The sequence below is a fragment of the Kineococcus arenarius subsp. arenarius genome (assembly GCF_050871845.1).
Taxonomy (GTDB): Bacteria; Actinomycetota; Actinomycetes; order Actinomycetales; family Kineococcaceae; genus Kineococcus.
This window is the reverse complement of sequence record NZ_JBJLSE010000051.1, coordinates 1-21524: the sequence shown is the minus strand read 5'-3', so window position 1 is coordinate 21524 and position 21524 is coordinate 1. Positions and strand designations below refer to the sequence as shown.

General features: G+C 72.7%; 23 protein-coding genes and 5 pseudogenes. 15 read left to right on the top strand and 13 right to left on the bottom strand.

Features of this window, described 5'->3' with window-relative positions:
* Nucleotides 1-79: 79 nt before the first annotated feature.
* Both ACRYM0_RS13075 and ACRYM0_RS13070 read left to right on the top strand, forming a co-directional pair.
* Nucleotides 80-1018, top strand: coding sequence for a LysR family transcriptional regulator (locus tag ACRYM0_RS13075; protein WP_432505721.1), 939 nt, complete (start codon nt 80-82; stop codon nt 1016-1018).
* A gap of 49 nt (nt 1019-1067) precedes the next feature.
* The gene (locus ACRYM0_RS13070; protein WP_432505719.1) at nt 1068-1784 is read left to right on the top strand and encodes an SOS response-associated peptidase; all 717 of its coding nucleotides are present in this window, start codon (nt 1068-1070) and stop codon (nt 1782-1784) included.
* 28 nt (nt 1785-1812) lie between these two features.
* Here ACRYM0_RS13070 and ACRYM0_RS13065 read toward each other — a convergent pair whose 3' ends face one another.
* Together ACRYM0_RS13065 and ACRYM0_RS13060 are read right to left on the bottom strand one after the other, a co-directional pair.
* The gene (locus ACRYM0_RS13065; protein ID WP_432505717.1) at nt 1813-1980 is read right to left on the bottom strand and encodes a hypothetical protein; all 168 of its coding nucleotides are present in this window, start codon (nt 1978-1980) and stop codon (nt 1813-1815) included.
* Between the two features lie 47 nt (nt 1981-2027).
* Nucleotides 2028-2358, bottom strand: a pseudogene (locus tag ACRYM0_RS13060) (GNAT family N-acetyltransferase); the annotation flags it as partial.
* 286 nt (nt 2359-2644) lie between these two features.
* Here ACRYM0_RS13060 and ACRYM0_RS13055 point away from each other — a divergent pair.
* The gene (locus ACRYM0_RS13055; protein WP_432505736.1) at nt 2645-2848 is read left to right on the top strand and encodes a hypothetical protein; all 204 of its coding nucleotides are present in this window, start codon (nt 2645-2647) and stop codon (nt 2846-2848) included.
* On the opposite strand, the pseudogene ACRYM0_RS13050 reads toward ACRYM0_RS13055, so the two are convergent.
* Nucleotides 2842-3647 (bottom strand): annotated as a pseudogene (locus tag ACRYM0_RS13050) (transposase family protein). The gene ACRYM0_RS13055 and the pseudogene ACRYM0_RS13050 overlap by 7 nt on opposite strands.
* A 451-nt stretch (nt 3648-4098) precedes the next feature.
* On the opposite strand from ACRYM0_RS13050, the gene ACRYM0_RS13045 reads away from it, so the two are divergent.
* Entirely contained in the window at nt 4099-5307 is a 1209-nt protein-coding gene (locus ACRYM0_RS13045; protein WP_432505715.1) for an acetamidase/formamidase family protein, read from the top strand.
* Nucleotides 5308-5476: 169 nt separating this feature from the next.
* Here the strand turns inward: ACRYM0_RS13045 and ACRYM0_RS13040 are convergent.
* Nucleotides 5477-5959: pseudogene (locus ACRYM0_RS13040) on the bottom strand (transposase family protein).
* Nucleotides 5925-6308: a hypothetical protein gene (locus ACRYM0_RS13035; protein WP_432505713.1), complete on the bottom strand. Its 384-nt coding sequence runs from the start codon at nt 6306-6308 to the stop codon at nt 5925-5927. Before ACRYM0_RS13035 ends, ACRYM0_RS13040 begins: the two are co-directional and overlap by 35 nt.
* A 31-nt stretch (nt 6309-6339) precedes the next feature.
* Here ACRYM0_RS13035 and ACRYM0_RS13030 point away from each other — a divergent pair, with 31 nt between their 5' ends.
* The 7 genes and pseudogenes from ACRYM0_RS13030 to ACRYM0_RS13000 all read left to right on the top strand — a co-directional run bounded on the left by ACRYM0_RS13030 (nt 6340) and on the right by ACRYM0_RS13000 (nt 11009).
* Nucleotides 6340-6657, top strand: a complete 318-nt coding sequence (locus ACRYM0_RS13030; RefSeq protein ID WP_432505711.1) for an integrase core domain-containing protein — start codon at nt 6340-6342, stop codon at nt 6655-6657.
* A 295-nt stretch (nt 6658-6952) separates the two neighbouring features.
* Nucleotides 6953-7102 (top strand): annotated as a pseudogene (locus ACRYM0_RS13025) (IS5/IS1182 family transposase); the annotation flags it as partial.
* 136 nt (nt 7103-7238) lie between these two features.
* Nucleotides 7239-7535, top strand: coding sequence for a hypothetical protein (locus ACRYM0_RS13020; protein ID WP_432505710.1), 297 nt, complete (start codon nt 7239-7241; stop codon nt 7533-7535).
* Nucleotides 7532-9100 (top strand): amidase, encoded by a 1569-nt coding sequence (locus ACRYM0_RS13015; RefSeq protein ID WP_432505708.1) that lies wholly within the window; start codon nt 7532-7534, stop codon nt 9098-9100. Before ACRYM0_RS13020 ends, ACRYM0_RS13015 begins: the two co-directional genes overlap by 4 nt.
* 642 nt (nt 9101-9742) lie before the next feature.
* A pseudogene (locus tag ACRYM0_RS13010) lies at nt 9743-9851 on the top strand (transposase family protein); the annotation flags it as partial.
* 157 nt (nt 9852-10008) lie between these two features.
* The gene (locus tag ACRYM0_RS13005) at nt 10009-10482 is read left to right on the top strand and encodes a hypothetical protein (protein ID WP_432505706.1); all 474 of its coding nucleotides are present in this window, start codon (nt 10009-10011) and stop codon (nt 10480-10482) included.
* A gap of 326 nt (nt 10483-10808) precedes the next feature.
* On the top strand, nt 10809-11009 hold the full coding sequence (locus tag ACRYM0_RS13000) for a hypothetical protein (protein WP_432505704.1): 201 nt from the start codon (nt 10809-10811) through the stop codon (nt 11007-11009).
* On the opposite strand, the gene ACRYM0_RS12995 is transcribed toward ACRYM0_RS13000, so the two are convergent.
* The gene (locus ACRYM0_RS12995; protein ID WP_432505703.1) at nt 10975-11976 is read right to left on the bottom strand and encodes a DMT family transporter; all 1002 of its coding nucleotides are present in this window, start codon (nt 11974-11976) and stop codon (nt 10975-10977) included. The two genes, ACRYM0_RS13000 and ACRYM0_RS12995, sit on opposite strands and share 35 nt — an antisense overlap.
* Nucleotides 11977-12011: 35 nt before the next feature.
* Here ACRYM0_RS12995 and ACRYM0_RS12990 point away from each other — a divergent pair, with 35 nt between their 5' ends.
* The 3 genes from ACRYM0_RS12990 to ACRYM0_RS12980 all read left to right on the top strand — a co-directional run bounded on the left by ACRYM0_RS12990 (nt 12012) and on the right by ACRYM0_RS12980 (nt 13625).
* Nucleotides 12012-12623, top strand: coding sequence for a TetR/AcrR family transcriptional regulator (locus ACRYM0_RS12990; protein ID WP_432505701.1), 612 nt, complete (start codon nt 12012-12014; stop codon nt 12621-12623).
* Nucleotides 12624-12709: 86 nt separating this feature from the next.
* Nucleotides 12710-13099, top strand: coding sequence for an ATP-binding protein (locus tag ACRYM0_RS12985; protein ID WP_432505699.1), 390 nt, complete (start codon nt 12710-12712; stop codon nt 13097-13099).
* Nucleotides 13100-13121: 22 nt separating this feature from the next.
* Nucleotides 13122-13625: a hypothetical protein gene (locus tag ACRYM0_RS12980; protein WP_432505698.1), complete on the top strand. Its 504-nt coding sequence runs from the start codon at nt 13122-13124 to the stop codon at nt 13623-13625.
* Here ACRYM0_RS12980 and ACRYM0_RS12975 read toward each other — a convergent pair.
* From ACRYM0_RS12975 to ACRYM0_RS12950, 6 genes are all read right to left on the bottom strand, one after another.
* Nucleotides 13622-14737, bottom strand: a complete 1116-nt coding sequence (locus ACRYM0_RS12975) for a DUF2332 domain-containing protein (RefSeq protein WP_432505696.1) — start codon at nt 14735-14737, stop codon at nt 13622-13624. The genes ACRYM0_RS12980 and ACRYM0_RS12975 overlap by 4 nt on opposite strands.
* A gap of 7 nt (nt 14738-14744) precedes the next feature.
* Entirely contained in the window at nt 14745-15755 is a 1011-nt protein-coding gene (locus ACRYM0_RS12970; protein ID WP_432505694.1) for an aldo/keto reductase family protein, read from the bottom strand.
* Between the two features lie 91 nt (nt 15756-15846).
* Nucleotides 15847-17298, bottom strand: a complete 1452-nt coding sequence (gene argG, locus ACRYM0_RS12965) for an argininosuccinate synthase (RefSeq protein ID WP_432505692.1) — start codon at nt 17296-17298, stop codon at nt 15847-15849.
* 47 nt (nt 17299-17345) lie between these two features.
* Nucleotides 17346-17954, bottom strand: coding sequence for a class I SAM-dependent methyltransferase (locus ACRYM0_RS12960; protein ID WP_432505690.1), 609 nt, complete (start codon nt 17952-17954; stop codon nt 17346-17348).
* Between the two features lie 25 nt (nt 17955-17979).
* Nucleotides 17980-19095, bottom strand: a complete 1116-nt coding sequence (locus ACRYM0_RS12955; protein ID WP_432505688.1) for an SDR family oxidoreductase — start codon at nt 19093-19095, stop codon at nt 17980-17982.
* 35 nt (nt 19096-19130) lie between these two features.
* Nucleotides 19131-19394 (bottom strand): hypothetical protein, encoded by a 264-nt coding sequence (locus tag ACRYM0_RS12950; RefSeq protein ID WP_432505686.1) that lies wholly within the window; start codon nt 19392-19394, stop codon nt 19131-19133.
* A 377-nt stretch (nt 19395-19771) separates the two neighbouring features.
* Here ACRYM0_RS12950 and ACRYM0_RS12945 point away from each other — a divergent pair, with 377 nt between their 5' ends.
* Nucleotides 19772-20995: a hypothetical protein gene (locus tag ACRYM0_RS12945; RefSeq protein ID WP_432505684.1), complete on the top strand. Its 1224-nt coding sequence runs from the start codon at nt 19772-19774 to the stop codon at nt 20993-20995.
* An 82-nt stretch (nt 20996-21077) separates the two neighbouring features.
* Here ACRYM0_RS12945 and ACRYM0_RS12940 read toward each other — a convergent pair.
* Nucleotides 21078-21524: hypothetical protein (locus tag ACRYM0_RS12940; RefSeq protein ID WP_432505682.1), on the bottom strand; the 447-nt coding region annotated here is incomplete at its 5' end.

The following is a 21524-nucleotide window of genomic DNA, read 5'->3' as shown; positions in this document are numbered from 1 at the left end:
GCGTGCGGTTCGCGGGCCGGGGCCGGTAGGCGGCCCGTCCCGATGGACCCATCAGCGGTGCCGATGGCTCGCGCGTAGGGTGGCCGCCGTGGCGGCCGAGGACGTCCCCCTGCAGCGCGTGCCCGACCTGGACTCCCTGCAGCTGCTGCTGCGGGTGGCCTCCACCGGCAGCCTGGGCCGCGCCGCCGCCGCCCACGGCATCGGCCAGCCGGCGGCCAGCGCCCGCGTGCGGGCCGTGGAACGCCTGGTGGGGGTGCCGCTGGTGGTGCGTTCCGCGCGCGGTTCCACGCTGACGCCCGCCGGTGCGCTGGTGGCCGACTGGGCCCGCGACGTCCTGCAGGCCGCGGCGGCGCTGGAAGCCGGCATCGCCTCGCTGCGCGACGACGGCGAGCAGCAGCTGCGGGTGGCGGCCAGCCAGACGGTCGCCGAGCAGCTCCTGCCCCGCTGGCTGGTGCACCTGGCCGCCGAGCGGCCCCGCACCGCGGTCAGCCTGCGCGCGGGGAACTCCGAGGAGGTCGCGGCCGCGGTGCGCGACGGCGCCGTCGACCTGGGTTTCGTGGAGGGCCCGCAGCCCCCGCCCGGCCTGACCAGCCGCACCGTCGCCCGCGACCGCCTCGTCGTGGTGGTCGCCCCCACCCACCCGTGGGCCCGCCGGCGCGCGCCCGTCGACGCCGCGGAGCTGGCCCGCACCCCCCTCGTGCAGCGCGAACCCCGCTCGGGCACCCGCGCCGCGCTGGAGGCGGCGCTGCACGGGCACCTGCCCACCGCCGCACCGCTGCTGGAGCTGCCGTCCACGAGCGCGATCCGCTCCGCCGTGGCCGCCGGCACCGCCCCCGCCGTGCTCAGCGCCCTGGCCGTCGGCGACGACATCGCGCTGGGCCGCCTGGTCGCCGTCCCCGTGCGCGACGTGGACCTGACCCGTTCGCTGCGGGCGGTGTGGGTGCGCGGTGCGCGGCCCGCCGGCCCGGCCCGCGACCTGCTGGCCATCGTCGCCGCCCGCGCGCCCGACGCGCCCTGAACCCGCCGGTCGGTGGCCCGCTGTCGCAGGTGGGGAGCAGACTCGCCGCATGTGCGGTCGCTACGCCCGGTCCCGGTCCGAGGGTGAACTGGTGGAGCTGTTCGACGTCGGCGAGGTCGTGGGGCAGCCGCTGGCACCCTCGTGGAACGTCGCCCCCACCCAGCGCGCGCGGGCGGTGCTGGAACGCGCCCCGCAGGGCGAACCCGGTGCGGCGCCCGGCCGGCAGCTGCGCACCCTGCGCTGGGGGCTGGTGCCCGCGTGGGCGAAGGACGTCAAGATCGGCAACCGCATGATCAACGCGCGCGTCGAGACGGTCACGGAGAAACCCGCCTACAAGCGCGCCGCGTCCCGGCGCCGCCTGCTCGTGCCCGCCGACGGGTACTACGAGTGGCAGGTGCGCGAGGACCGCACCAAGGTGCCGCACTTCCTGCACGACCCGGACGGGGAGGTGCTGGCCTTCGCCGGCCTGTACGAGTTGTGGCCGGACCCCGCGAAGGCCGAGGACGACCCCGACCGCTGGCTGTGGACGTTCACCGTCATCACCACCCGCGCCTCCGACGCGCTGGGCCACATCCACGACCGCACCCCGCTGGTGGTGCCGCCCGACATGCGCGACGACTGGCTGGACCCGGACCTGACCGACCTGGAACTCGTGCGGCAGGTCCTCGACGCCGTCCCCGAACCCCGCCTCGCCAACCGCGAGGTGTCCACCGCGGTGAACAGCCCGCGCAACGACGGGCCCGACCTGGTGGAGGCGGTGGGGTGACGCCGGCGGGGACGCGCTCGACCGGGCGTCAGCGGGGGTCCGGGCGCTGCATCACCACGATCACCAGGGTGGCGATCGGCCCGAGCAGCAGCGCACCCAGGAACCAGGCCAGGCCGCTGCGCCCCTTGCCCTGGGCGAGCCCCGCGTTGATCAGGGCGAGGGTGCCCCACCCGACGGCGTAGTTGTTCGCGTCCACGCCCCCTGTCTACCGCAGGGCCCGGCTGCGTCGTCCAGCCCGGCGGGGACCTCGTAGACGGTCTCGAGGCCGTCCTCCTCGTCCCACTGCTCACCGACCCGGGTGAAGCCGTACTGCGAGGCCAGGGCCCAGGAGGCGGTGTTGTCCGGGCTGATGCTCACGCGCACCGCGCGCACGTCCGGTTCCTCGGCGGCGCGCCGGGTCGACGGCGTAGCCGATCTCGACCACGCCGTCGGCGTCCGGGGGGCCGTGGTAGCCGGCTCGCCCGACGGCCACCCGCTGCTCCTCGTCCCACACGACGCCGGTGACCCACGCCGCGGCCAGGTCACCGGCGGCGAGGGCGGCGAACACCGGGCCGTCCAGGTGGACGGTGCGCACGCGCGGGCCCGCGGGGGCAGCGGCGGGGTTCGGCTGGTCGTCGGGGGCCACGGTCGGATGCTGTCAGCGACCGCGCTCCCCGGCAGTCGATCGGCGACGTCGGCCCACCCGGCCCGGTCCTCCGCCTGTCGAGCGGGGATGCGCGGGGCTCCGACCCCGACAGCCACCTGTCACTAGCGCCAGTGGTGGGGAACCGGGTCAGGCTTCAGGTTGACGACTGATGAAGGCGGCCATCCCGGGAACCGTGAAGGCGACCACTCCGTGTTCCGGTGCGTAGACGAGGCCCTTGTCGATCAGTTTCGCCCGGACAGGGCCGAGGCTGCTGGCCTTCTTGCCCAGCCGCGAGGCGACTTCACCGGTTGAAGCCGCCCAGTACGTCGCCGTTCGCTACACCGAACGTCTCGCCGCCGAGGGGGCCGTCGCCTCGGTCGGGTCCACCGGTGACTCCTACGACAACGCCCTCGCCGAGGCATTCAGCCTTTGTCAGTAGCGGTCCTCCCATATGCTGAGTACCAGGGCGGTGGCGACGATGGCAGAGATGCGCCAGGGGCAGAGGGTGACCTGCGTCAGGGCCCGCCAGTGCACCTTCAGGTGGGCGATGCCGTGCTCGACGAAGGCTCGTTCGGCATTGATGTAGGAGTTCCAACCCCGGGTAGCCAAGTCCAGGATCTGACCAGCGCCGGGACGGCGGACGGGCACCCGGATACCGGCACCGGCGCCGGTGTAGCCCTTGTCTGCCAGCACCGGCAGAGCCCGCACCGCTGCCGGGTAAAGCGTCGGTAGGGCGTGACGACGCGCCGCCGTGAGGTCGTGGGTTCTGCCGGGTTCGACGGCGAGACCCACAAGGGGCGTCCGTCGGGGTCGCAGACGATCTGGACATTGCCGCCGTGGCGTTTGTGCTTGCCGGAGTACCAGCGATCGGCTCCCGATCGGCTGTCGCGGACGCGGTCGCTGGCGATTAGGGTGCCATCCAGCAGGAGGTGCTCGTAGCCGGAGTTGGCGGCACTGGCGACAACGTTGACAAGGTCGGGAGCCTGAGCAGCGACGACGTCCAGCGCCTCGTGCAAGTAGTGATAAGCGCTGGTCAGGCTGACCGCGTTGTCGCGAGCCAGATCAGCCACTGCGGCGCGCTGGCGCATGAAGCGCAGCAGCAGCACTGCCTGCGCGAAACACCCCAGCGCCCGCCGGCCGCGACGGGTGCCGATCGCAGCGCGGTGGGTCATCAGCAGGTAGGCGATGCGCTCAGCCAAGGCGCGGGCGACATCGATGCTGGCACGGTAGAAGAGCATGTACGGTCCAAGTGGGTACGGCGGAAGGGTCTGATCGCCCCATCGTCACCGGCCAGGCCTCGCTCGCCCCACCACCTTCCGCCCCTGGTCAGGGCGTGACCTCGCTGCACTCCTGAGCGCCACTGATTGCTCATCTCGGCAGACATGGTTTCGGAACTGTCCCTGTGCACGGCCTGTGAGATCGCTGAAATCCCGATGTAACGAGGTTGTCACGCTGCGCTGACAATTTGTGCGTTACGTTTGCGGCTGTTAGGTGGACGGGACCGGTCGGGAACCACTGCGCCCCCTCGAGTTCGTCTCCTGACTGAGGAGCCGACGGTAAAGCCTTCACAGGTGGTGGCTGTCGGTCCTGCATTGGCTCCGACGTCGTCTTGATGAACTAGGGAGAGTCTTGTTGCAACGCTCACAGTCGCCACGCTCGGGATCTCGTCGGCGCAAGCTCGCACTGCTCATGGCCGTTCCCGTGTCCGGTGGACTCTTCCTCGCGCCGGCCGAGGCAGATCCTCGGGCATCCGCGCCGGTGCTGGTCGATCCCCTGAAGGCGGACCACCACCTGCGAGCCACCTCGGACACCCTCGTCTGGGGCGGTTTCCCGATCGACCAGGAACCCGGGGCCACGATGAAGTCCGGCGAGACAGTGCGGATCGATACGATCTCGCACACCGGCATCACGAACCCGGACGTGGCGCCGGAGGACTACTGGAAGGCCCTGGGGGTCGACCGTAGCGAGATCCTGCCGGAGTCCTGGGGCTTCTGGCAATCGCTGCCCGAGCGGCAGAACTTGGGCGGTGGACACGTCCTGACCGGACCGGTCTACGTCGAAGGCGCCGAGCCCGGGGACATGATCGAAATCGAGGTCCTCGACCTCGATACCCGCGTTCCCTACGGGGTCAACAACACCGGTCCTACCAGTGGTGTGTTCAGCCCGACCTACCCGGGTTGGCGCGAGGAGGATCAGCCGCTGGACATCCCGGCAGAGATCCCCGAGGGCACGCCCGGCGGGGTCCTGGCCGATGAGCGCCACCACCTGTACCGGACCGGTGAGTACAAGGGTGAGGAGGTCGTCTTCTTCGACGAGGGCGTCGTCATCCCGCAGCAGAAGTTCATGGGGATCATGGCCGTCGCTCCGCCCAGCGGGGAGTTCGTCGGCCGCACGCAGGACGCGGCACCGCCGGCCTCGGGGGTGCAGATCTCCACTCCTCCGGGTAAGTACGGCGGCAACCTCGACGTCAAGGACCTCACCGAGGGCAGCACGCTGTACCTGCCGGTCTTCCAGGGCGGTGCGCAGGTGTTCATGGGTGACGCCCACACCAGCCAGGGCGATGGTGAGGTCAGTGGTACGGCCGTTGAGCACTCCCTGGCGGGGACTTTCCGCATCACGGTCCACAAGCAGGCCTCGATCGAGGGCCCGTGGGCCGAGGACGAGGACAACTGGATCATGATGGGGATCGACTGGGACCTCGATCGGGCCATGCGCAACGCGGTCGCCAACACCGTGGACTTCCTCGTTCGTGAGAAGGGCATGACGCAGGCGAAGGCCTACTCCTTCGCCAGCGTCAGCGTGGACTATCGGGTCGCTGAGGTCGTCGATGGCACGCAGGTGGTGACCGGCATGATCCCCAAGGACGTGTTCGAGGACTCGAAGGGTTCGAAGAAGTAGCCGCGAGTATCCATCTGGCGCCAGGCAGGGGTCTCGCCCGTGAGGGTGGGACCCCTGCCTGGCGTGCATGCCCGCCAACGGATCACCATGTGAGGCAGCGACGCGGCTCTTGGCTTGAACCTTTATCAGTAGCCGCAGGGCACTGCTGATAAAGGTCACTGAGGCTTTGTCAGTAGCGGTTCTCCAGTTGGCTGAGGACGAGGGCCGTAGCGACGATCGCGGAGATGCGCCATGGGCAGAGGCTGACGCGGCGTAGCGCCTGCCAGCGGGTCTTGAGGTGGGCGATGCCGTGCTCGACGAAGGCGCGGGCGGAGTTCACGTAGGAGTCTCAGCCTCGTGTACTGCGATCGAGGACCTGATGGCCCCGGGGGCGACGGACGGGTACGCGGATGCCGGCACCAGCGCCGGTGTAGGCCTTGTCGGCCAGCGTGGGGACGCCGTGGCTGGCGGCGAGGTAGAGCAGTGCCAGGGCGTGGGTGCGTGCTGCGGTCAGATCGTGGGTGCAGCCGGGCTCGAGCGGTGAGACCCACAACGGCCGCCCGGCGGCATCGGTGATGATCTGCGCGAGACCGCCGTGGTGGCGGTGCTTCCCGCAGTACCAGCGGTCGCGCTGAGCATCAGGGTCGTGGACGCGGTCGGTGTCGATGAGCATGCCTGGGGGCACCTCCCACCAAGTGGGGGACCAGCAGCAAGCGTTCGTCGCCGCGGGTGACCGCGGCTGCGGCGATCTCGGGCAGGTCCGGTGCCTGAGCGGCCAGGACATCCAGGGCTTCGTGCAGGTACCGATAGGTCGTGGACAAGCTGACGGCATTGTCGCGGGCAAGGTCAGCGACGGCGGCGCGTTGGCGCATGAACTGCAGCAGTAGCAGCGCCTGGGCGAAGCAGCCCAGCACCCGGCGTCCGCGGCGGGTGCCGATACGGACGCGGTGGGCGCAGAGCAGGCGGGCGACGGCCTGAGCCAGGGCACGGGAGATGTCGAGGCTGGCACGATAGGAGAGCACGCAGGGTCCAGGTGGGTCTGACGGATAGGGCTTGGTCGCCTCCATCGTCTCGCCCAGACCCTGCGTGCCCCAGCGCCTTCGCCTCCCAGCCCAACGCCTGCTTCACGCCGCTACTGACAAGAGCTCATTCAGCTCCCTGTTCAAAGCCGAGTTGATCCGCAACCCCAACCTGCCCAACCACGACGGTCCCTGGCGCGGCATCGACGACGTTGAGATCGCAGTCGCGGAGTACATCGACTGGTACAACCACCGCCGCCTGCACGGCGAACTCGGCATGATCCCGCCTGCCGAGTACGAGGCCCGCTTCACCACCCATCCCGTCCCCACGGCGGTGCTCGTCGCCGGCTGAGCGTCGCCTCACACCCTCCATCAAACCTGGGCCTTGACACACTTCGTGATCGCGCTCAGGCGGAACCCCATGGTGCAGCAGCGCCGATCAACTGCCGGGCCAGGTGCTTGCTGTGCTGTCAGTTCAGGTGCCGGGGCGGCGCAGCGGGGCGTGAGGGATGAAACAGGCCGGTGGGCCTGGACTGATCCAGGGCCTTCATGCGAAGTGTTGACAGCTGATTTCACTATTGATCACCACGTCTGGGCGATTGTCGCAGCTTGGTGCCATACCCGACGAGGCGCTGATCGGGCGATTCGTGGAGCTAGTGCCGGACACACTCTGGAAGCGGGTGCACTCGCTCCTGCCGCCCCAGTCACCGCGCCGGAACCGCTACCCCGGCAGGTTGCTGCGCGATGACCGCGCCGCGCTGGCCGGGATCGTGCACGTGGGGAGCACCGACTGCACGGCGGCGCTGTACCGCCGCCCGCCGCCGTTGCGCGACCGCGGGAGCCCAGATCCTTTGTCACAAGGTGTTACAAGGAGGAAACACTGGGCTGCTTGAGTGACCCCACCAGTCACAGCCGTACCACAGGAGGCGTTCCGTGCCCGACCCGATGGACCTGTCCGACGACGACCTGGACATCTTGATCAGGACCCGCCTATCCCTCGTCGGCGTCGACCTCGAGCAATTGCCGGAAGCCCCTGACCCGCAGACTGGTTCCCCCACCCGCGAGCAGGCCTACGCATCGCTGCGGGCGTTCCTGCGCACTACCGTGCCGGCCATCTCCGGCTGGAGCCCGCCGGGGGATCCGAGGACGGCCCAGCAGGTGGCGCCGCCACTGCTGTACCCGTCGATCGCGACGGCCTGGGCTCCGGGTTGGGAAGGGGGCCTGCGATGAGCCGCGCCCTGAACCGCCGGACCTTCCTCGCCGCATCCACCGGAGCGGCCGCGACGGCTGTCGCCGTCCGCTCCGCAGCGGCATCCCCGACCGCGCCGCTGCCAGCGTTCACCGTCCGCGCCGCGGCGGTGGCCGATCCGGCGGAGGCGACCGCCGCGGAGGCGCTGACCCTGCTGCGGTCCGGGCGTCTGAGCGCGACCGACCTCGTCGAGGCGCACTTGGAACGCATCGAGCGCTTCGACGGTATCTACCAAGCGTTCAACACGGTGACCGCTGACGCTGCACGCGCCGCCGCGCGGCAGGTGGACGCCCGCGGTGATGTGAACCGCACCTTGTCGGGTGTCCCGCTGGCCATCAAGGACAACTACTTCACGGCCGGCATCCCCACGACGGCGAACTCGACGATCTTCGCCGACTTCGTGCCGGACACCGACTCCACCGCCGTGCGCCGGCTCACGGCGGCGGGTGGCATCGTCCTGGGCAAGACGCAGATGGGGCCGCTGGCCACCACGCGCGCCACCCGCCCCAACGGCGAGATCACCACGGTGAACGCGTGGACCCCGGAAGACCCGTCGGTGGACCCGGGTGGCTCCTCCAGTGGGTCGGCGACGGCCGTGGCGGCCCGCTTGGCCGCCTCGTCGGTCGGCACGCAGACCGGCGGCAGCATTACGAACCCGTCGATGCAGCAGAACCTCACCGGGTTCAAGCCGACGATGGGCCGCACCTCCATCGCGGGCATCATCCCGCTGACGTTCACTCGTGATCACTCCGGGCCCCTGGCCCGCGACGTCCTCGACGCAGCCTTGATGACGCAGGTGCTGGCCGGCCCCGATTCGGCCGACCCGCGTACCCTCGGCCTGCCCGAGGTGCCAGATCTGGTGACGGCGGCCACGCCTGTGCGCACCAGCCGTGGGGTGGAGCTGCGGCGCCCGACGCGCATCGGTGTGCCCGCCGACTGGTTCAGCGACGTCAGCGGCGAGGTCGCCGCGCTGCGCCAGGGGTTCCTCGACCGCATGGCCGCCGTCCCCGGCGTCACGTTCGTCGACGTGAGCTACCCCGCCGACTGGGAGCTGCTCACCGGCGTCTTCAACGCCGTCCGCCTGCCTGAGCGCACCGAGCCGTTCCGGCACTGGCTGCGCGAGGACCTCACCGTGTTCGGGGTCAGCGCGCTGAGCTGGCTGCAGGGCCTGATGCTGTCCGGCGACGAGTGGATCACCGGCCAGCGGGCCAAGACGTGGCTGCTGCAGGAGCTGTACGCGGGCCTGTTCGAGCAGTGCGACGTCGTCCTGCAGGCGTCGCCGGTACCGTTTGACATCCTTGGCTTGCCCGAGATCGCCTTCCCGATCGGGGAGGCGCCGTCCTCCGACGGCGGGCCGCTCGCCCCGGCCGGAACGATCCTCGGTGGCCAGCCGTACGAGGAGGACCGCCTCATGGAGGTCGTGGCCGCTCACCAGGCGATCACCGACTTCCACACCCGCCGCCCCGCCGACCCGGCCGAGCCGCGCCTGCTGTCCGCGTCGGCGCCGCGCCTCGATGCCGTCGAGGTGGCCGCGGCCACGCAGTGACCCACCGTCCTCCGATGCGTTCATGGGGCAGGGGACCTTCTCATGGCCTCCTCGAGCGGCGATGGCGGCTGGCCTGTGCGGTAGGGCTGCTCGTCATGGAGCAGGGAGAACAGGACATCGACGCGGGGTAAGAGCGCCCGGCAGTAGGCGCTGGACCGGGACAGGGCGGGCGCCCGGCAAGTCGGATGCTGGGGCGGGCACGGGCCTCGGCGATCATGGAATTCTCCATGCTTCAAGATCGCCGAGGGACTCGTGCTCGTCCTGCCATCGCCACCGACCGAGCCGTTGTGGGAACGGTTCACCACGCTGCTGCCACCGCGACCAGCATGTACGCGCTGCGAGCCGTAGGTATGTCGCGAGGCGGTGTGGACCTCACGGATCAGGCCGGTCAGCCACTCGCGGCGGATCCGGCTGGGGGCGGTACTGAGCCTTTTCCATCTCGCTGACGAGCGGGGTTGCGGACAGCACGAGCGAAGCCCCTGGTAGGACGGTGATTCTCGAGATCGTCCGCACCACCAGGGGCTTCACATGCTGTCCTACCCGTCCGGGCTGCCGGAGGGGGTACCACCCGCTTGTGGGGGAGCCACCCGCGCGCTGACCTTGCTCAGCGAGGCGCTGAGCAGGCGCCGTGAGCGCATCGGCTCGCCCTGGCGCCGACTGACGCCAGGACAGCAGGCACTACTGGTGCTGGCACACCTACGCAAAGGGGGAGCGCTACGCGCACCTGGCCGCCGGCTTCGACATCGGCATCGGCATCGGCATCGCGACGGTGGGACTCACCCACTCGTTCGGACGTCGGACCAGCGGGCAGGGGCGGACTCATCGCTGCAGGGGTGTTCGGCCCGGCAGTCGGCTGCGTGCCCATCGGCCACCACGATCGACCGCCGCGCCCGGTGCATCCTGATCGAGTGACCGGACAGGCCCAGGACCCCCTCGACGACCTCTTCAACGGCTCCGAGCAGCCCTCTGGGTCGTGGTGGCGCGTGGAGCACGACACGAAGCCGCTGCCCCACGTCCTGGTGCCCCGTCCGGGACCGGTCACCGATGCTCGAGACGAGCGCCTGGCCAGGTTTCGTCGACGAGCGGTCGAGCCGGTGGTGTACAGCATGATGAGCGCCCAGGAGGTGCAGTCCCTGAGCGTGCACTGGGGTGTCGACGGCCGCGCCGGGGACGTGTGGATCCGCATCGACGCCCCTGGCGACCGCTACGAGGACTGGCTGCCCTCCCCGTGGTGGCCCGCCGAACCGTTCGAGATGGACCCGCCCACCTCTGAGGCGGAGATCGCGGAGCACCTGGCGGACCGGCTGCAGGACTGGATCGCCGAGTCCACCTTCGGCTGGGGGCAACTGCGCCAGCCCAACTACCAGTTGCCCGAAGACTGACCCCACGCCCACGCGCGGTCACGACCCTGGCCAGGGCGCTCGTCGGTGAAGCCGGGCACCAGTTCGTGCTCCAGGCTGACCACCTGACACGTGCCCCCCCCCACCTCGGCCGGTCGCTCGTTGCCCAGCGCGTCAGGCCAGGTGCCCTCGTCGGTCGGACCACGGGCGACGACGCGTTGGCCGGGGACGAGTTCGCCGCAGACGTCGCCCTGCTGCCACCTGAGACGACCGTCGCACCCCGGTGGTCCCCGCACCTGCCGGGGATCGAACCCGCGCCGTGCTCAGGGGCGTGTGCCAGGCTGGCTGGACTCGACCGAGGAGGAACCGTGACGGACGAGCCCGACGAACCCGGTGCGCAGCGCCAGCGGGGTCCTGACCCGATGCCCTTCACCAGCGGCAACCCGTTCGCGCCCTTCCAGCGCGACCACGACCCCCGGGGAGGACCGCAGCGCACCTGGGCGATCATCGCCGGCGCCCTCGGTCCACTGGTGGTCATCGCCGCCCTGCTGTGGGTCTGGGTGCGCTAGCCGGGGTCCGCACCGGCGCTCGAACCCTCGCGGGGGCGGCGGGCCGGTCGGCGTTGACGAGCCAGGTGGCGAGCAGCGCCAGGGCCAGGCCGCCGACGGTGAGCGCGGTGACGGGTTCACCGAACACCACCGCGCCCCACGCGGTGGTGACCGGCGGCACGAGGAACATGAGGCTGTTGACGGTGGTGACCCCGACGCGGTCCATCAGCAGCCAGTACAGCCCGTACCCGCCGAAGGTGGGGAAGACGACCAGCCAGGCGGTCGCGATCCAGAAGCTCGCCCGGTCGGGGACGGTCGCCGCGCCGCCGAGGACGGCCACGGCCGTGAACACCACGGCGGAGGTGGTGCAGTGGATCGTGAGGTTGTGCAGCGGGCGGGCGCGGGACCGTGCGCGGCGTTCCAGGAACGTCGCCGCGACCAGGCACAGCATCCCGGCGAAGGGGATCGCGTAGGCCCACGCCGGTGCGCCGGTGCGCGGTGAGGTCGCGTCGGCCCACGTGACGGCGAGGACCCCGGCCAGCCCCACGAGCAGGCCCGTCCACTGCCGGCCGCTGGCCGCGGCGCCGAGCAGCGGGCCGGCGAGGGCGGCCACCACCAGGGGCTGCACGCCGTCGATGAGGGCGGTGGTGCCGGTGCTCACGCCCAGCCCGATCGCCCAGTACACGGTGAGCAGGTAGCCGGACTGCGACAGGGCGCCGATGCCGACCTGGCGCAGCGCTTCCCCGCGGGGGTTCGTGCTCGCGGAACCCTCCCGGTCCGCGGTGCGCCGTCGCCTGACGAGCGTGACGGGGACCAGCACCGCGGCCAGCGGCAGCAGCCGCCACATCAGGACCGTGCGCACGTCGGCGTCCTGCGCACCGAGCTTGGCCCCCACCAACCCGGAGGACCAGCACACGACGAACAGCACGCCCAGGGCGACGGAGACCGGGGCGCCACGCCGCTGAAGTATACCGATCGGTTTACTCATGGGCTCACAGTAACCCGACCGGTATAGTCGCGCTCGTGGACACCGCCCCGGCCCGCCCCGCGATCGACTGGACGCCCGGGGCTCGCGCGGTGCTGGCGGCCGCCTCGGAGCTCTTCTACGCCCACGGCATCCACGCCGTCGGGGTCGAGGCGATCGCCGAGCGCGCGGGCGTGACCAAGAAGACCCTCTACGACCGCTTCGGCAGCAAGGAACGCCTCGTCGTGGAGTACCTGGACGCCCGCGACCGGCGCTGGCGGGAGCTGCTGGCCGACCGCCTCGCCGCGGCCGGGCCCGGTGCCGCGCAGCAGCTGGACGCCGTCCTCGCCGCCTCGCAGGAGTGGTCGCGGGCCGAGGGGTCCCACGGGTGCGCCATGGTCAACGCCCACGCGGAGGTCGGCGACCCCGCCCACCCCGCCCACCAGGTGATCGTCGAGCAGAAGCGCTGGATGCTCCGGCTGTTCCACCGCATCGCGCAGGGTTCCGGTGCGCCGCAGCCGGACCACCTCGCGCAGGCGCTGCACCTGCTGCACGAGGGCGCCCTGGTCTCCTACGGCATCGGCGTCCCCGACGGCGTCTTCGAGCGCACCCGGGAAGCGGCGCTGGCCCTCCTCGGTGGACGGGGCGGGGGCGAGCAGCAGGTCGGTTGAGCGGGGTGGGTGCACGCGAGTGCCGCGACCGGTGTGGTGTGCTCCTGCTCACCGGGACACGTCGTCGACAGGTGGGAGCAGGCGCGATGGAGCAGGTGGTGCTGCCGCCGCGGCTGTCCTCCGTGCCCGCCGCGCGGCACTGGGTGGCGCGGACCCACGCCTCGCTGACCGCGAAGGGCTGCTGCCCCACGGGCGTCGAGGTGACCGTGCTGGAGCTGCTGACCACCGAGGCGGTGGCCAACGCGGTCCTGCACGGTGGTGGTGAGGTGGTCGTCCAGCTGAGCTGCACCGGGGAGGCGGTGCGCGTCGCCGTCAGCGATGCCGGTGCAGCGATGCCGGTGGTGCGCCGCGCCGGCCCCGAGGTCGTCGGGGGTCACGGCGTGGCGCTGATCGACACCCTGGCCGGCCGCTGGGGCGTGGACGCGGGTTCGGGTGCGGGCAAGACCGTGTGGTTCGAGCTGTCGGCCCGCGGGTGAGGGTGTTGCTACGTTGAACCGGGTGAGCACGTCCTCTGACGACGCCGCGCGCTCGGAGCGGCTGCAGGCCTACGCGCAGGAGCTGCGCCGGGCCGGTGAGCAGCTCGACGCCCGGGAGCGCACCGCCCGGGGCGACCGCGAGCAGCTGCGGCACCTGGCAGCGCGTCGCGACGAGCTGGCGGAGCAGCTCGACGCGCTGGCGAGCGCCTTCGACGAGCTCGCCAGCGACCGCGACCAGGCCGCTCTGGCGCGCGACGCGGCTGCCGACGCCCGCGACAGCGCCGCCCGCGCCGCCGAACGAGCTGCCGGGGTGGAGGACGGCCCGGCCGGCATCACCCGCCACCACGCCGTCGTCCACCGCGACGCGGCGCTGGGGGACCGCCTGGAGGCGCGCGACGACCGCCGCCGCGCTGCCGGCCGGCGGGTCGAGGCCCGCCGGGACCGTCACCGCGCCGCCGCCGACCGCGAGCAGGCCGACGGCGAGCAGGGCGACGGCGAGCAGGGCGACGGCGAGCAGGACCTCTAGCGGGCCTCCCAGCGCACGGGGACGCCGTGCGGTGGAGCCGTCCCCACGACCCGGCGCCGCCCGCCCGGCCAGGTGGTGAGGGTCACCGGGTAGCCGGTCTCACCGCGGTCGAAGGCGCCGGCGTCGCCGTCGCCCGGCTCCAGCGAGACGCGAGCCAGCGGGGCCGTCGGCGTGGCCGCCGCACCCAGTTCCGCCAGCCGGCGCTCGGCGGCCTCGCGCTCGCCGTCGGGCAGGTACTGCCACACCACCGAGTGCTGCACCACCGTCAGGGCCCCCTCCCGCAGCTCCAGGCCGGCCAGCAGCTCGGCGGCCCCGACCCGGCGGCGGTCCACCGGCACCCGCCGCGCCAGCTCCAGCGCACCCTCCAGGCGCGCGGCGCGGTGCGGCTGGTCGGCCCACACGTAGGAACGCAGCAGCAGCGCGTCGTCGTCGGAGGCGGGGTCGAGCGCGTCGGGGTCGCCGCCGGTGCGCTCGACCACCTCGAAGGCGCCGGGCGCGGGCCAGGACGGCGGTTCGGCCTCCCACGCGCCGTCCAGCTCGACGGGGGAGTCCGCCGGGCCGCGGGTGCGCCCGTCGGCGCCGCGGTAGCGGAAGCGGTCCAGCAGCAGGTTCAGCCCCGCCGAGCAGCCCACCTCGCACAGGCGCACCGGCACCACCAGGCCCAGGGCCGGCGCCGCGTCCGCGACGGCCGTGAGCAGGGCGCCGAGCAGCACGGCCGCGCGCCCCACCTCGTTGGTCTGCGGGGCGGTGCGCAACCCCGCCCGCACCTGCTCGCCCGAGGTGCCCAGCAGCTCCCGCAGCGCCTGCCAGGCCGCCTCGGTGTCGCCGTCGCCGCCGGTGCTGGGCAGGTGGGCCGCGTAGCCGGGAGCCCCGCCGGACAGGGCCAGGTGCTGCGCGGCGCCCAGCAGGCGCAGCGGCAGCGCCGCGCCGGGCGGGTCGTCCTCGTGCCCGGCCAGGACCCGGCGCACCGGGCCGCCGGCGAGCACGTCGTCGGCGGCACGGGCGAGCAGGTGCGCGTACAGGGGCGAGCCGAGGTCCGCGCAGGCGCGCGACTGCCCGCGCAGCAGGTCCGCCAGCCGCCGCGCCCCGCCGTCCCCGTCGTGGTCGCTCACCACGGGCTCAGACCTCGCGCTGCTTCGGGGAGCTCTCCAGCGTCCTGGCCGGGTCGCGCTCGACGACGTCGCCGAGGACCTCGTCGATGCGGGCCAGCGCGTCGGCCGGGATCTTCTTGCCGGCGGCCCCCGCGTTGTCGCGGACCTGCTCCGGGCGCGAGGCCCCGATGATCGCGCTGGCCACGTTCTCCTCGTGCAGCACCCAGGCCACGGCCAGCTGCGCCATCGACAGGCCCAGGTCGCTCGCGACGGGCCGCAGCCGCTGCACGCGGGCGAGCACGTCGTCGCGCATGAACCGCTGGATCATGTCCGCGCCGCCCTTGGTGTCGGTGGCGCGCGAGCCCTCGGGCGGTTTCCCGCCGGGGGTGTACTTGCCGGTCAGCACGCCCTGGGCGATGGGCGACCAGACGACCTGCGAGACGCCGAGCTCGCGGGAGGTGGGCACGACCTCCGCCTCGATGACCCGCCACAGCATCGAGTACTGCGGCTGGTTGGAGACGAGCTGGAAGCCGAGCTGCTGCGCGAGGGCGTGCCCGGCGCGCAGCTGGTCGGCGGTCCACTCGCTGACGCCGACGTAGCCGACCTTGCCGGAGCGCACGAGGTCGGCGAACGCCTGCATCGTCTCCTCCAGCGGCGTCGCGTAGTCGTAGCGGTGCGCCTGGTAGAGGTCGATGTGGTCGGTGCCCAGCCGGCGCAACGACCCCTCGCACGCCTCCAGCACGTGCTTGCGGGACAGGCCGGTGTCGTTGTGCCCCTTGGGGCCGATGGGCCCGAAGACCTTGGTGAGGATCTCCAGGGACTCGCGCCGCTGCCCCTTCAGCGCCGATCCGAGGACGCTCTCGGCGACGGTGTTGGCGTAGACGTCGGCGGTGTCGAACGTCGAGATGCCGGCGTCCAGGGCGGCGTGCACGCACGCGACCGCGGCGTCGTTCTCGACCTGGGAGCCGTGGGTGAGCCAGTTGCCGTAGGTGATCTCGGAGACCTTCAGGCCCGAGCGACCGAGGTGTCGGTGTTCCACGCTGGCCGATGTTCCTCCGCCCGGGCCGTCCGCGCGCGCCGGGAGCCGGTGGGCCGGCTCCCGGCGGGCGGGGCGGGTGGGAGCGGGCCGGTCAGTCGGTGCCGGACTCCATGGCGGCGCGGTCCAGCATCGACTCGTCCGCGGAGACCTGCCCGCGCGAGGCGATGGCCTCGGCGCCGCCCTCGTCCATGGCGCCGATCAGGCCGGTGGAGGCGGCCTGCGCGGCGCCCACGAGCGCGGGCTGCTGGGACTGGCCCACCAGGCCGATGCGGGCGTACTGCTCCAGCCGGGCCCGCGAGTCGGCGATGTCGAGGTTGCGCATGGTCAGCTGGCCGATGCGGTCCACCGGGCCGAACGCGGAGTCCTCGGTGCGCTCCATCGACAGCTTGTCGGGGTGGTAGCTGAACGAGGGGCCGGTGGTGTCGAGGATCGAGTAGTCCTCGCCGCGCCGCAGCCGCAGCGTCACCTCGCCGGTGACGGCCATGCCGACCCAGCGCTGCAGCGACTCGCGCAGCATCAGGGCCTGCGGGTCCAGCCAGCGGCCCTCGTACATCAGGCGGCCCAGGCGCCGGCCCTCGTTGTGGTAGCTGGCGACGGTGTCCTCGTTGTGGATGGCGTTGACGAGGCGCTCGTACGCGGCGTGCAGCAGCGCCATGCCCGGTGCCTCGTAGATGCCGCGGCTCTTGGCCTCGATGATGCGGTTCTCGATCTGGTCGGACATGCCCAGGCCGTGCCGGCCGCCGATGGCGTTGGCCTCCAGCACCAGGTCCACGGCGGTCTCGAACTCCCGGCCGTTGATGCTCACCGGGCGGCCCTGCTCGAAGCCGATGGTGACGTCCTCGGGGGCGATCTCCACCTCGGGGTCCCAGAACCGCACGCCCATGATGGGCTCGACGAGCTCGACGCCGACGTCGAGGTGCTCCAGGCGCTTGGCCTCGTGGGTGGCGCCCCAGATGTTCGCGTCGGTGGAGTACGCCTTCTCGGTGCTGGCCCGGTAGGGCAGGTCGCGCGCCTGCAGCCACTCGGACATCTCCTTGCGCCCGCCGAGCTCGGTGACGAAGTCGGCGTCCAGCCACGGCTTGTAGATGCGCAGGGAGGGGTTGGCGAGCAGGCCGTAGCGGTAGAACCGCTCGATGTCGTTGCCCTTGAAGGTGGAGCCGTCGCCCCAGATCTGCACGTCGTCGGCGAGCATCGCGCGCACCAGCAGGGTACCGGTGACGGCGCGGCCCAGCGGGGTGGTGTTGAAGTAGGCGCGGCCGCCGGAGCGGATGTGGAACGCCCCGCAGGTCAGGGCGGCCAGGCCCTCCTCCACGAGCGCCGCCTTGCCGTCGACGAGGCGGGCGAGCTCGGCGCCGTAGGCCTCGGCGCGGCCGGGGACGGAGTCGATGTCCGGTTCGTCGTACTGGCCGATGTCGGCGGTGTAGGTGCAGGGCACCGCGCCCTTCTCGCGCATCCACGCGACCGCCACGGAGGTGTCCAGGCCGCCGGAGAAGGCGATCCCGACGCGTTCACCGGCGGGCAGGGAGGTCAGCACCTTCGACATGCGCAAGATTATGCACGGACCTGGATGCTCATGCAATGCAGGGTCGGTCAGCCCGCCGGGCGCAGCACCGCGACGAGGAAGTCGGCGTCCGGGGTGTGCGGGCGCAGGTCCCACGTGGACAGCAGCAGGTCCGGCTCCAGGCCCGCGGTGCGGGCGTCGGCGAGGAACTCCGCCACCTCGTACCCGCGCCCCGCGCCGAACCCGCACACCAGGCGGCCCTGCTCGCGCAGGTGCGCCCCCAGGCGGCGCAGCACCTCGACGCGGGTGCCGGGTGCCAGGAACGCCACCACGTTGCCCGCGCACACCGCGACGTCGAAGCCCTCCGCGACCCCGCGGGCGGGCAGGTCCAGCTCCGCCAGGTCGCCCACCAGCCACGTCGGCCCCGGGTGGTCCTGCTCGGCCGCGGCGATCAGGACCGGGTCCACGTCCACGCCGACCACCTCGTGCCCGGCGCGCGCCAGCGCCCCGCCCACCCGCCCGGGCCCGCAGCCGGCGTCCAGCACCCGCGCACTGCGCGCCAGCATCGCGTCCACCATCCGCGCCTCGCCGTCCAGGTCCGCCCCGGCCGCGGCCATGGAGCGGAAGCGCTCCACGTACCGCGCGGAGTGCTGCGGGTCCTCACGGGTGATGCGCGTCCACAGGCTGTCCTCGACCACGCGCCCATCCTCGCCCACGGCCACCTCACCGCGACGCCGGGACGACCCCCCGCTCGGCCAGGCGGTCCAGCAGCTCGCAGAACCGGTCGACGCTGTCGAGGCACTCCCCGAAGCCGGCGCGGCGCACCTTCACGGTGCTGGAGACGTTGTCGAAGCCCGAGTGGAACAGGAAGTCGCCGAACGCCCACCCCACCAGCCGCTCGTACGGCGTGGGCACCAGCCCGTGCCGCTCGACCAGGCGGCCCCACGTCTCGGCGTGCATCGGCATCACCGAGCTCAGGGAGAAGTCCTGCGGCTCGTCGTGCTCCATCCCCAGGTGCCGGGCGATCGCCGCGTAGGCGTGCGCCCAGCGGAACTGGTCGCCGTTGGTGACGTTGAAGACCTCCCCGTCGGCGGCCGGCGCCGACCCCGCCCACACGGTGGCGCGCGCCAGCAGTTCCGCGTCGGTCACCTGGTACAGCGCCTCGGCGGCCGCGCGCGAGCCGGGGAAGCGCAGCGGCAGCCCCAGCTCGCGGCTGATCGCCGCGTGCACCGCCACCACCATGAGGATGTTCATGGGGTTCCCGGTGGCGTACCCGACGACGCCCTCGGGGCGCAACATCGTCACCCCGAACCCGCGCCGGGCGGCCTCGGCGCGCAGCAGGTCCTCCTGCGCGTAGTAGAAGTTCGGCACCAGCAGCCGCGGGTCGCTCTCGCGCGCCGGCGTCCTGAACCCCGGCAGGTGCGCGCCGTACGCCTTGCCGCCCTGGTACAGGGTGACGTGCCGCAGCGGGGCGTCCGCCAGGGCGTCCAGGGTGTGGCGCAGCAACGCGGTGTTGTCCTCGATCTGCTGCCGCTCGTCGCCGCGCTCGACGTAGGCGGCGAACACCAGGTGCGTGGTGTCGCGCGCCCCGGCCAGGCCCTCGCGGGCGCCGTCGGGCGTGGACAGGTCCGCGGGCAGCGGCTGCCACGGCACGTCCGGCTGCGCGCGGCGGGCCGCGCCGCGCACCGTCCAGCTGGGCACCCGCGCGTACTCCGCGGCGGCGTGGGCGCCGATCACACCGGCCGACCCCGCGACCAGGGCGACGCCGGGGTGCTGCGCGGCGCCGGCGATCGGGTCGAGGCCGCCCAGCGGGCTGGCAGTGGCGTTCACGTCGGACATCGGGGCAGCTCCAGGGGTGGTCGCGGCGGGGCGGTTCAGGCGCCGGGTTCGTGGAACTCCGGGTCGCGGGGGTCGGGTTCCGCGTCCGGCGCGGGCAGCGCGGAGGCGTCCAGGGGCGCGTCGTCGTGCACGGCCAGCTCCGCCTCGGTCGTCTCCTCCACCGCCGCGCCCTCCTCGCCCGCGTCCGCCGGGGAGGGCGGGGGGCCCGGCTCGCCCTCGTCGTTGCCGGTGGCCATCGCGCTGTCCAGCTCCGGCTCGGCCGGGCGGGTGGCGCCGGTGTCCTCGGGTCCGCTCGTCACGGCATCCTCCTGTCGTCGTCCTCGCCGGGCCCCTACCCGCCCGGTGCGGCGGGGAAACCAGCACCGCCCCGGCGTGTCCACGACCCGCCCGCCGGCGGCCCGGGTCGGCAGGTCGGTGACCGTGCGGTGCCACCCTGCGCCTCGTTCGTGTCGGGGTGACCGGGGAGGGGGCGGTTGCCCTGGCCTACGGGGTCTCGGGTGCCCTGCTGTGGAGCCGGCGCGGCTGATCCTCCGCGACCGCCCCGCGTCTCACGGGGGCAGTCCCGCGGTGGCTCGCCTGGAGGCAGCCGGTCGAGCGCGCGAGGCGTCACGACCCCGCGGTCGTCCCGTGGCTGCGGGACCTACCCATCGGGTCACCGTCGGGTGAGGATCGCTGGGTGCGGCGACTGAGGGCGAAGCGGGTCTTCGAGCTGTCGTCGGGGTTGTGGGTCGTGGACCGGGTGCACCCGGTCGCGGTCGTCCTCGATCCCGAGGACGCGCAGGTGCGGCAGGTGGTGTCCTGGGCGCAGGAGCCGGCTCCGCAGCAGCTGGGTGCCTTCCGGCGGATGTTCGCCGCTGACGACGGTCTGTGGGTGCAGGAGAACGGGGCGGGTGGTCCCCTGCTGCGCATCGGCCCGGACGGTGTGCAGCAGGCGGTGTGGACCGGGACGTCGCTGCTGGCGGCGGCCGGACCCGGCGGGGCGTGGTGCGCACGGGCGGCCGGTCCTCCGCGACGGGTCGGGCCGAACGATCCGGAGCCGACGCCTCCTGCCACCTGGGACGTCCTGCTGCACGTGGCACCCGACGGCACCTGCACCGAGGTGCGGACCGATGCGGCGGTGGGCCTGGTGCACACCACGCAGGATGCGGCTTGGGTGTGCCTGGACCTGGCTCCCTGGACGGGCGAGCCCACCGACTTCCCCGATGTGTTCTGGGTGCGGTGGAGCAACCGGTGGGTGCGCCTGCCCTGGGGGCGGACACCCCCGGCCCGCATCCGCGCCGACGACGGCGTCACCGAGGCGCCGCAGGCTCTCGAGGCCGCGATCGACCTGGCCGCCGGCCCCTGCGACCCCACTGCCGATGCGCAGGCGGGCGCGCGGCGCGAGCGCGTGGCCTTCGACGTGGAACGCGGTTTCGCGCCGCTGCGGACCGGGGAGTGGCCGTGGCGGGTGCACGAGGACGGCGGATCCACCGTCCTGCGCGATCAGCGCTCCCCGGGTGGGCGGGAGGTGTCGCTGGCGGCGGCACAGGACGTGGACATCAGCGCGGGGTGCTGGCCGCTCGTGCCGCGCCCGGTCGATGCCGACTCCTACCTGCACAGGGTGCTGGCCGAGTTCGGGAGCTTGAGCGCGCACGTGCTCGGCACGAGCGGCGGGCACACCCTCGACGGGCGCGACGTGCTGGATGCTCGCCTGCTCGGGCAGTGGCCCCGGGTGCGGCTGGAGTGGACGTTCGGGCACACCTCGCGTCCGGGTCTGGTGCTGCGCCGGCGGGTGGAGCTGTTCGACGAGGTCGGGCGCACGGCGTACCCCGAGTACGCCGACGTCGCGCTGACGGAGGACCTCGACACCGGTCGGATCCCGCCCGCCGGTCGAGCGCGGAACGGTGTCCTCGACATGTGACCGCATCTTGAGCTAGCCCCGCAGCTGTGACCGCCTGAGTCCGCAGCCATGACTGCGCGGTCGTGGACCGCGTCTCGGTCGGTCAACGACCAGCGCTGACGTTCTCGCCTCGTTCGTGGTGAGAAGTGGTGAGGTCGCGATCGGCCGCGTGCAGGCGGCGTCTGCGGCGCAGCAGGACCCTGGCGAGGACCACGACGAGGAGAACGACGAGGCCTGCCCACAGGAGGCCGAAGATGGTCTCGCTCAGGTGGGGAACGACAGGCATGCGGCGACGGTAGCGCCCTCCTCGTGTGAGGTGGTTCGAGATCGAGCCGACGTGCTGGAGCGAGCGGTGGGTGACGGTGGTGACTGCCTCCGCCCTCTTCGCCCCCGCAGGCGGCCATCGACAAGAGCGCGAGGTCGGCGGGATGACCGTGCGTGCGGCCCGCTCCGCGATCAGCGCCTCCGACACGTTGCGAAGCGGGCGCACAGGGCAGGTGAGTGCGGCGGTGACCACCTGACTGCCAAGCTCAGGCTGTTGATCACCCAG

Bases quoted from the DNA above. Each gene is read 5' to 3' on its own strand.
- ACRYM0_RS13045 (WP_432505715.1), top strand. From the start codon at position 4,099: ATGGCCGTTCCCGTGTCCGGTGGACTCTTCCTCGCGCCGGCCGAGGCA.
- ACRYM0_RS13070 (WP_432505719.1), top strand. From the start codon at position 1,068: ATGTGCGGTCGCTACGCCCGGTCCCGGTCCGAGGGTGAACTGGTGGAG.
- ACRYM0_RS12955 (WP_432505688.1), bottom strand. From the start codon at position 19,095: ATGTCCGACGTGAACGCCACTGCCAGCCCGCTGGGCGGCCTCGACCCG.
- ACRYM0_RS13015 (WP_432505708.1), top strand. From the start codon at position 7,532: ATGAGCCGCGCCCTGAACCGCCGGACCTTCCTCGCCGCATCCACCGGA.
- ACRYM0_RS12995 (WP_432505703.1), bottom strand. From the start codon at position 11,976: ATGAGTAAACCGATCGGTATACTTCAGCGGCGTGGCGCCCCGGTCTCC.
- argG (WP_432505692.1), bottom strand. From the start codon at position 17,298: ATGTCGAAGGTGCTGACCTCCCTGCCCGCCGGTGAACGCGTCGGGATC.
- ACRYM0_RS12985 (WP_432505699.1), top strand. From the start codon at position 12,710: ATGGAGCAGGTGGTGCTGCCGCCGCGGCTGTCCTCCGTGCCCGCCGCG.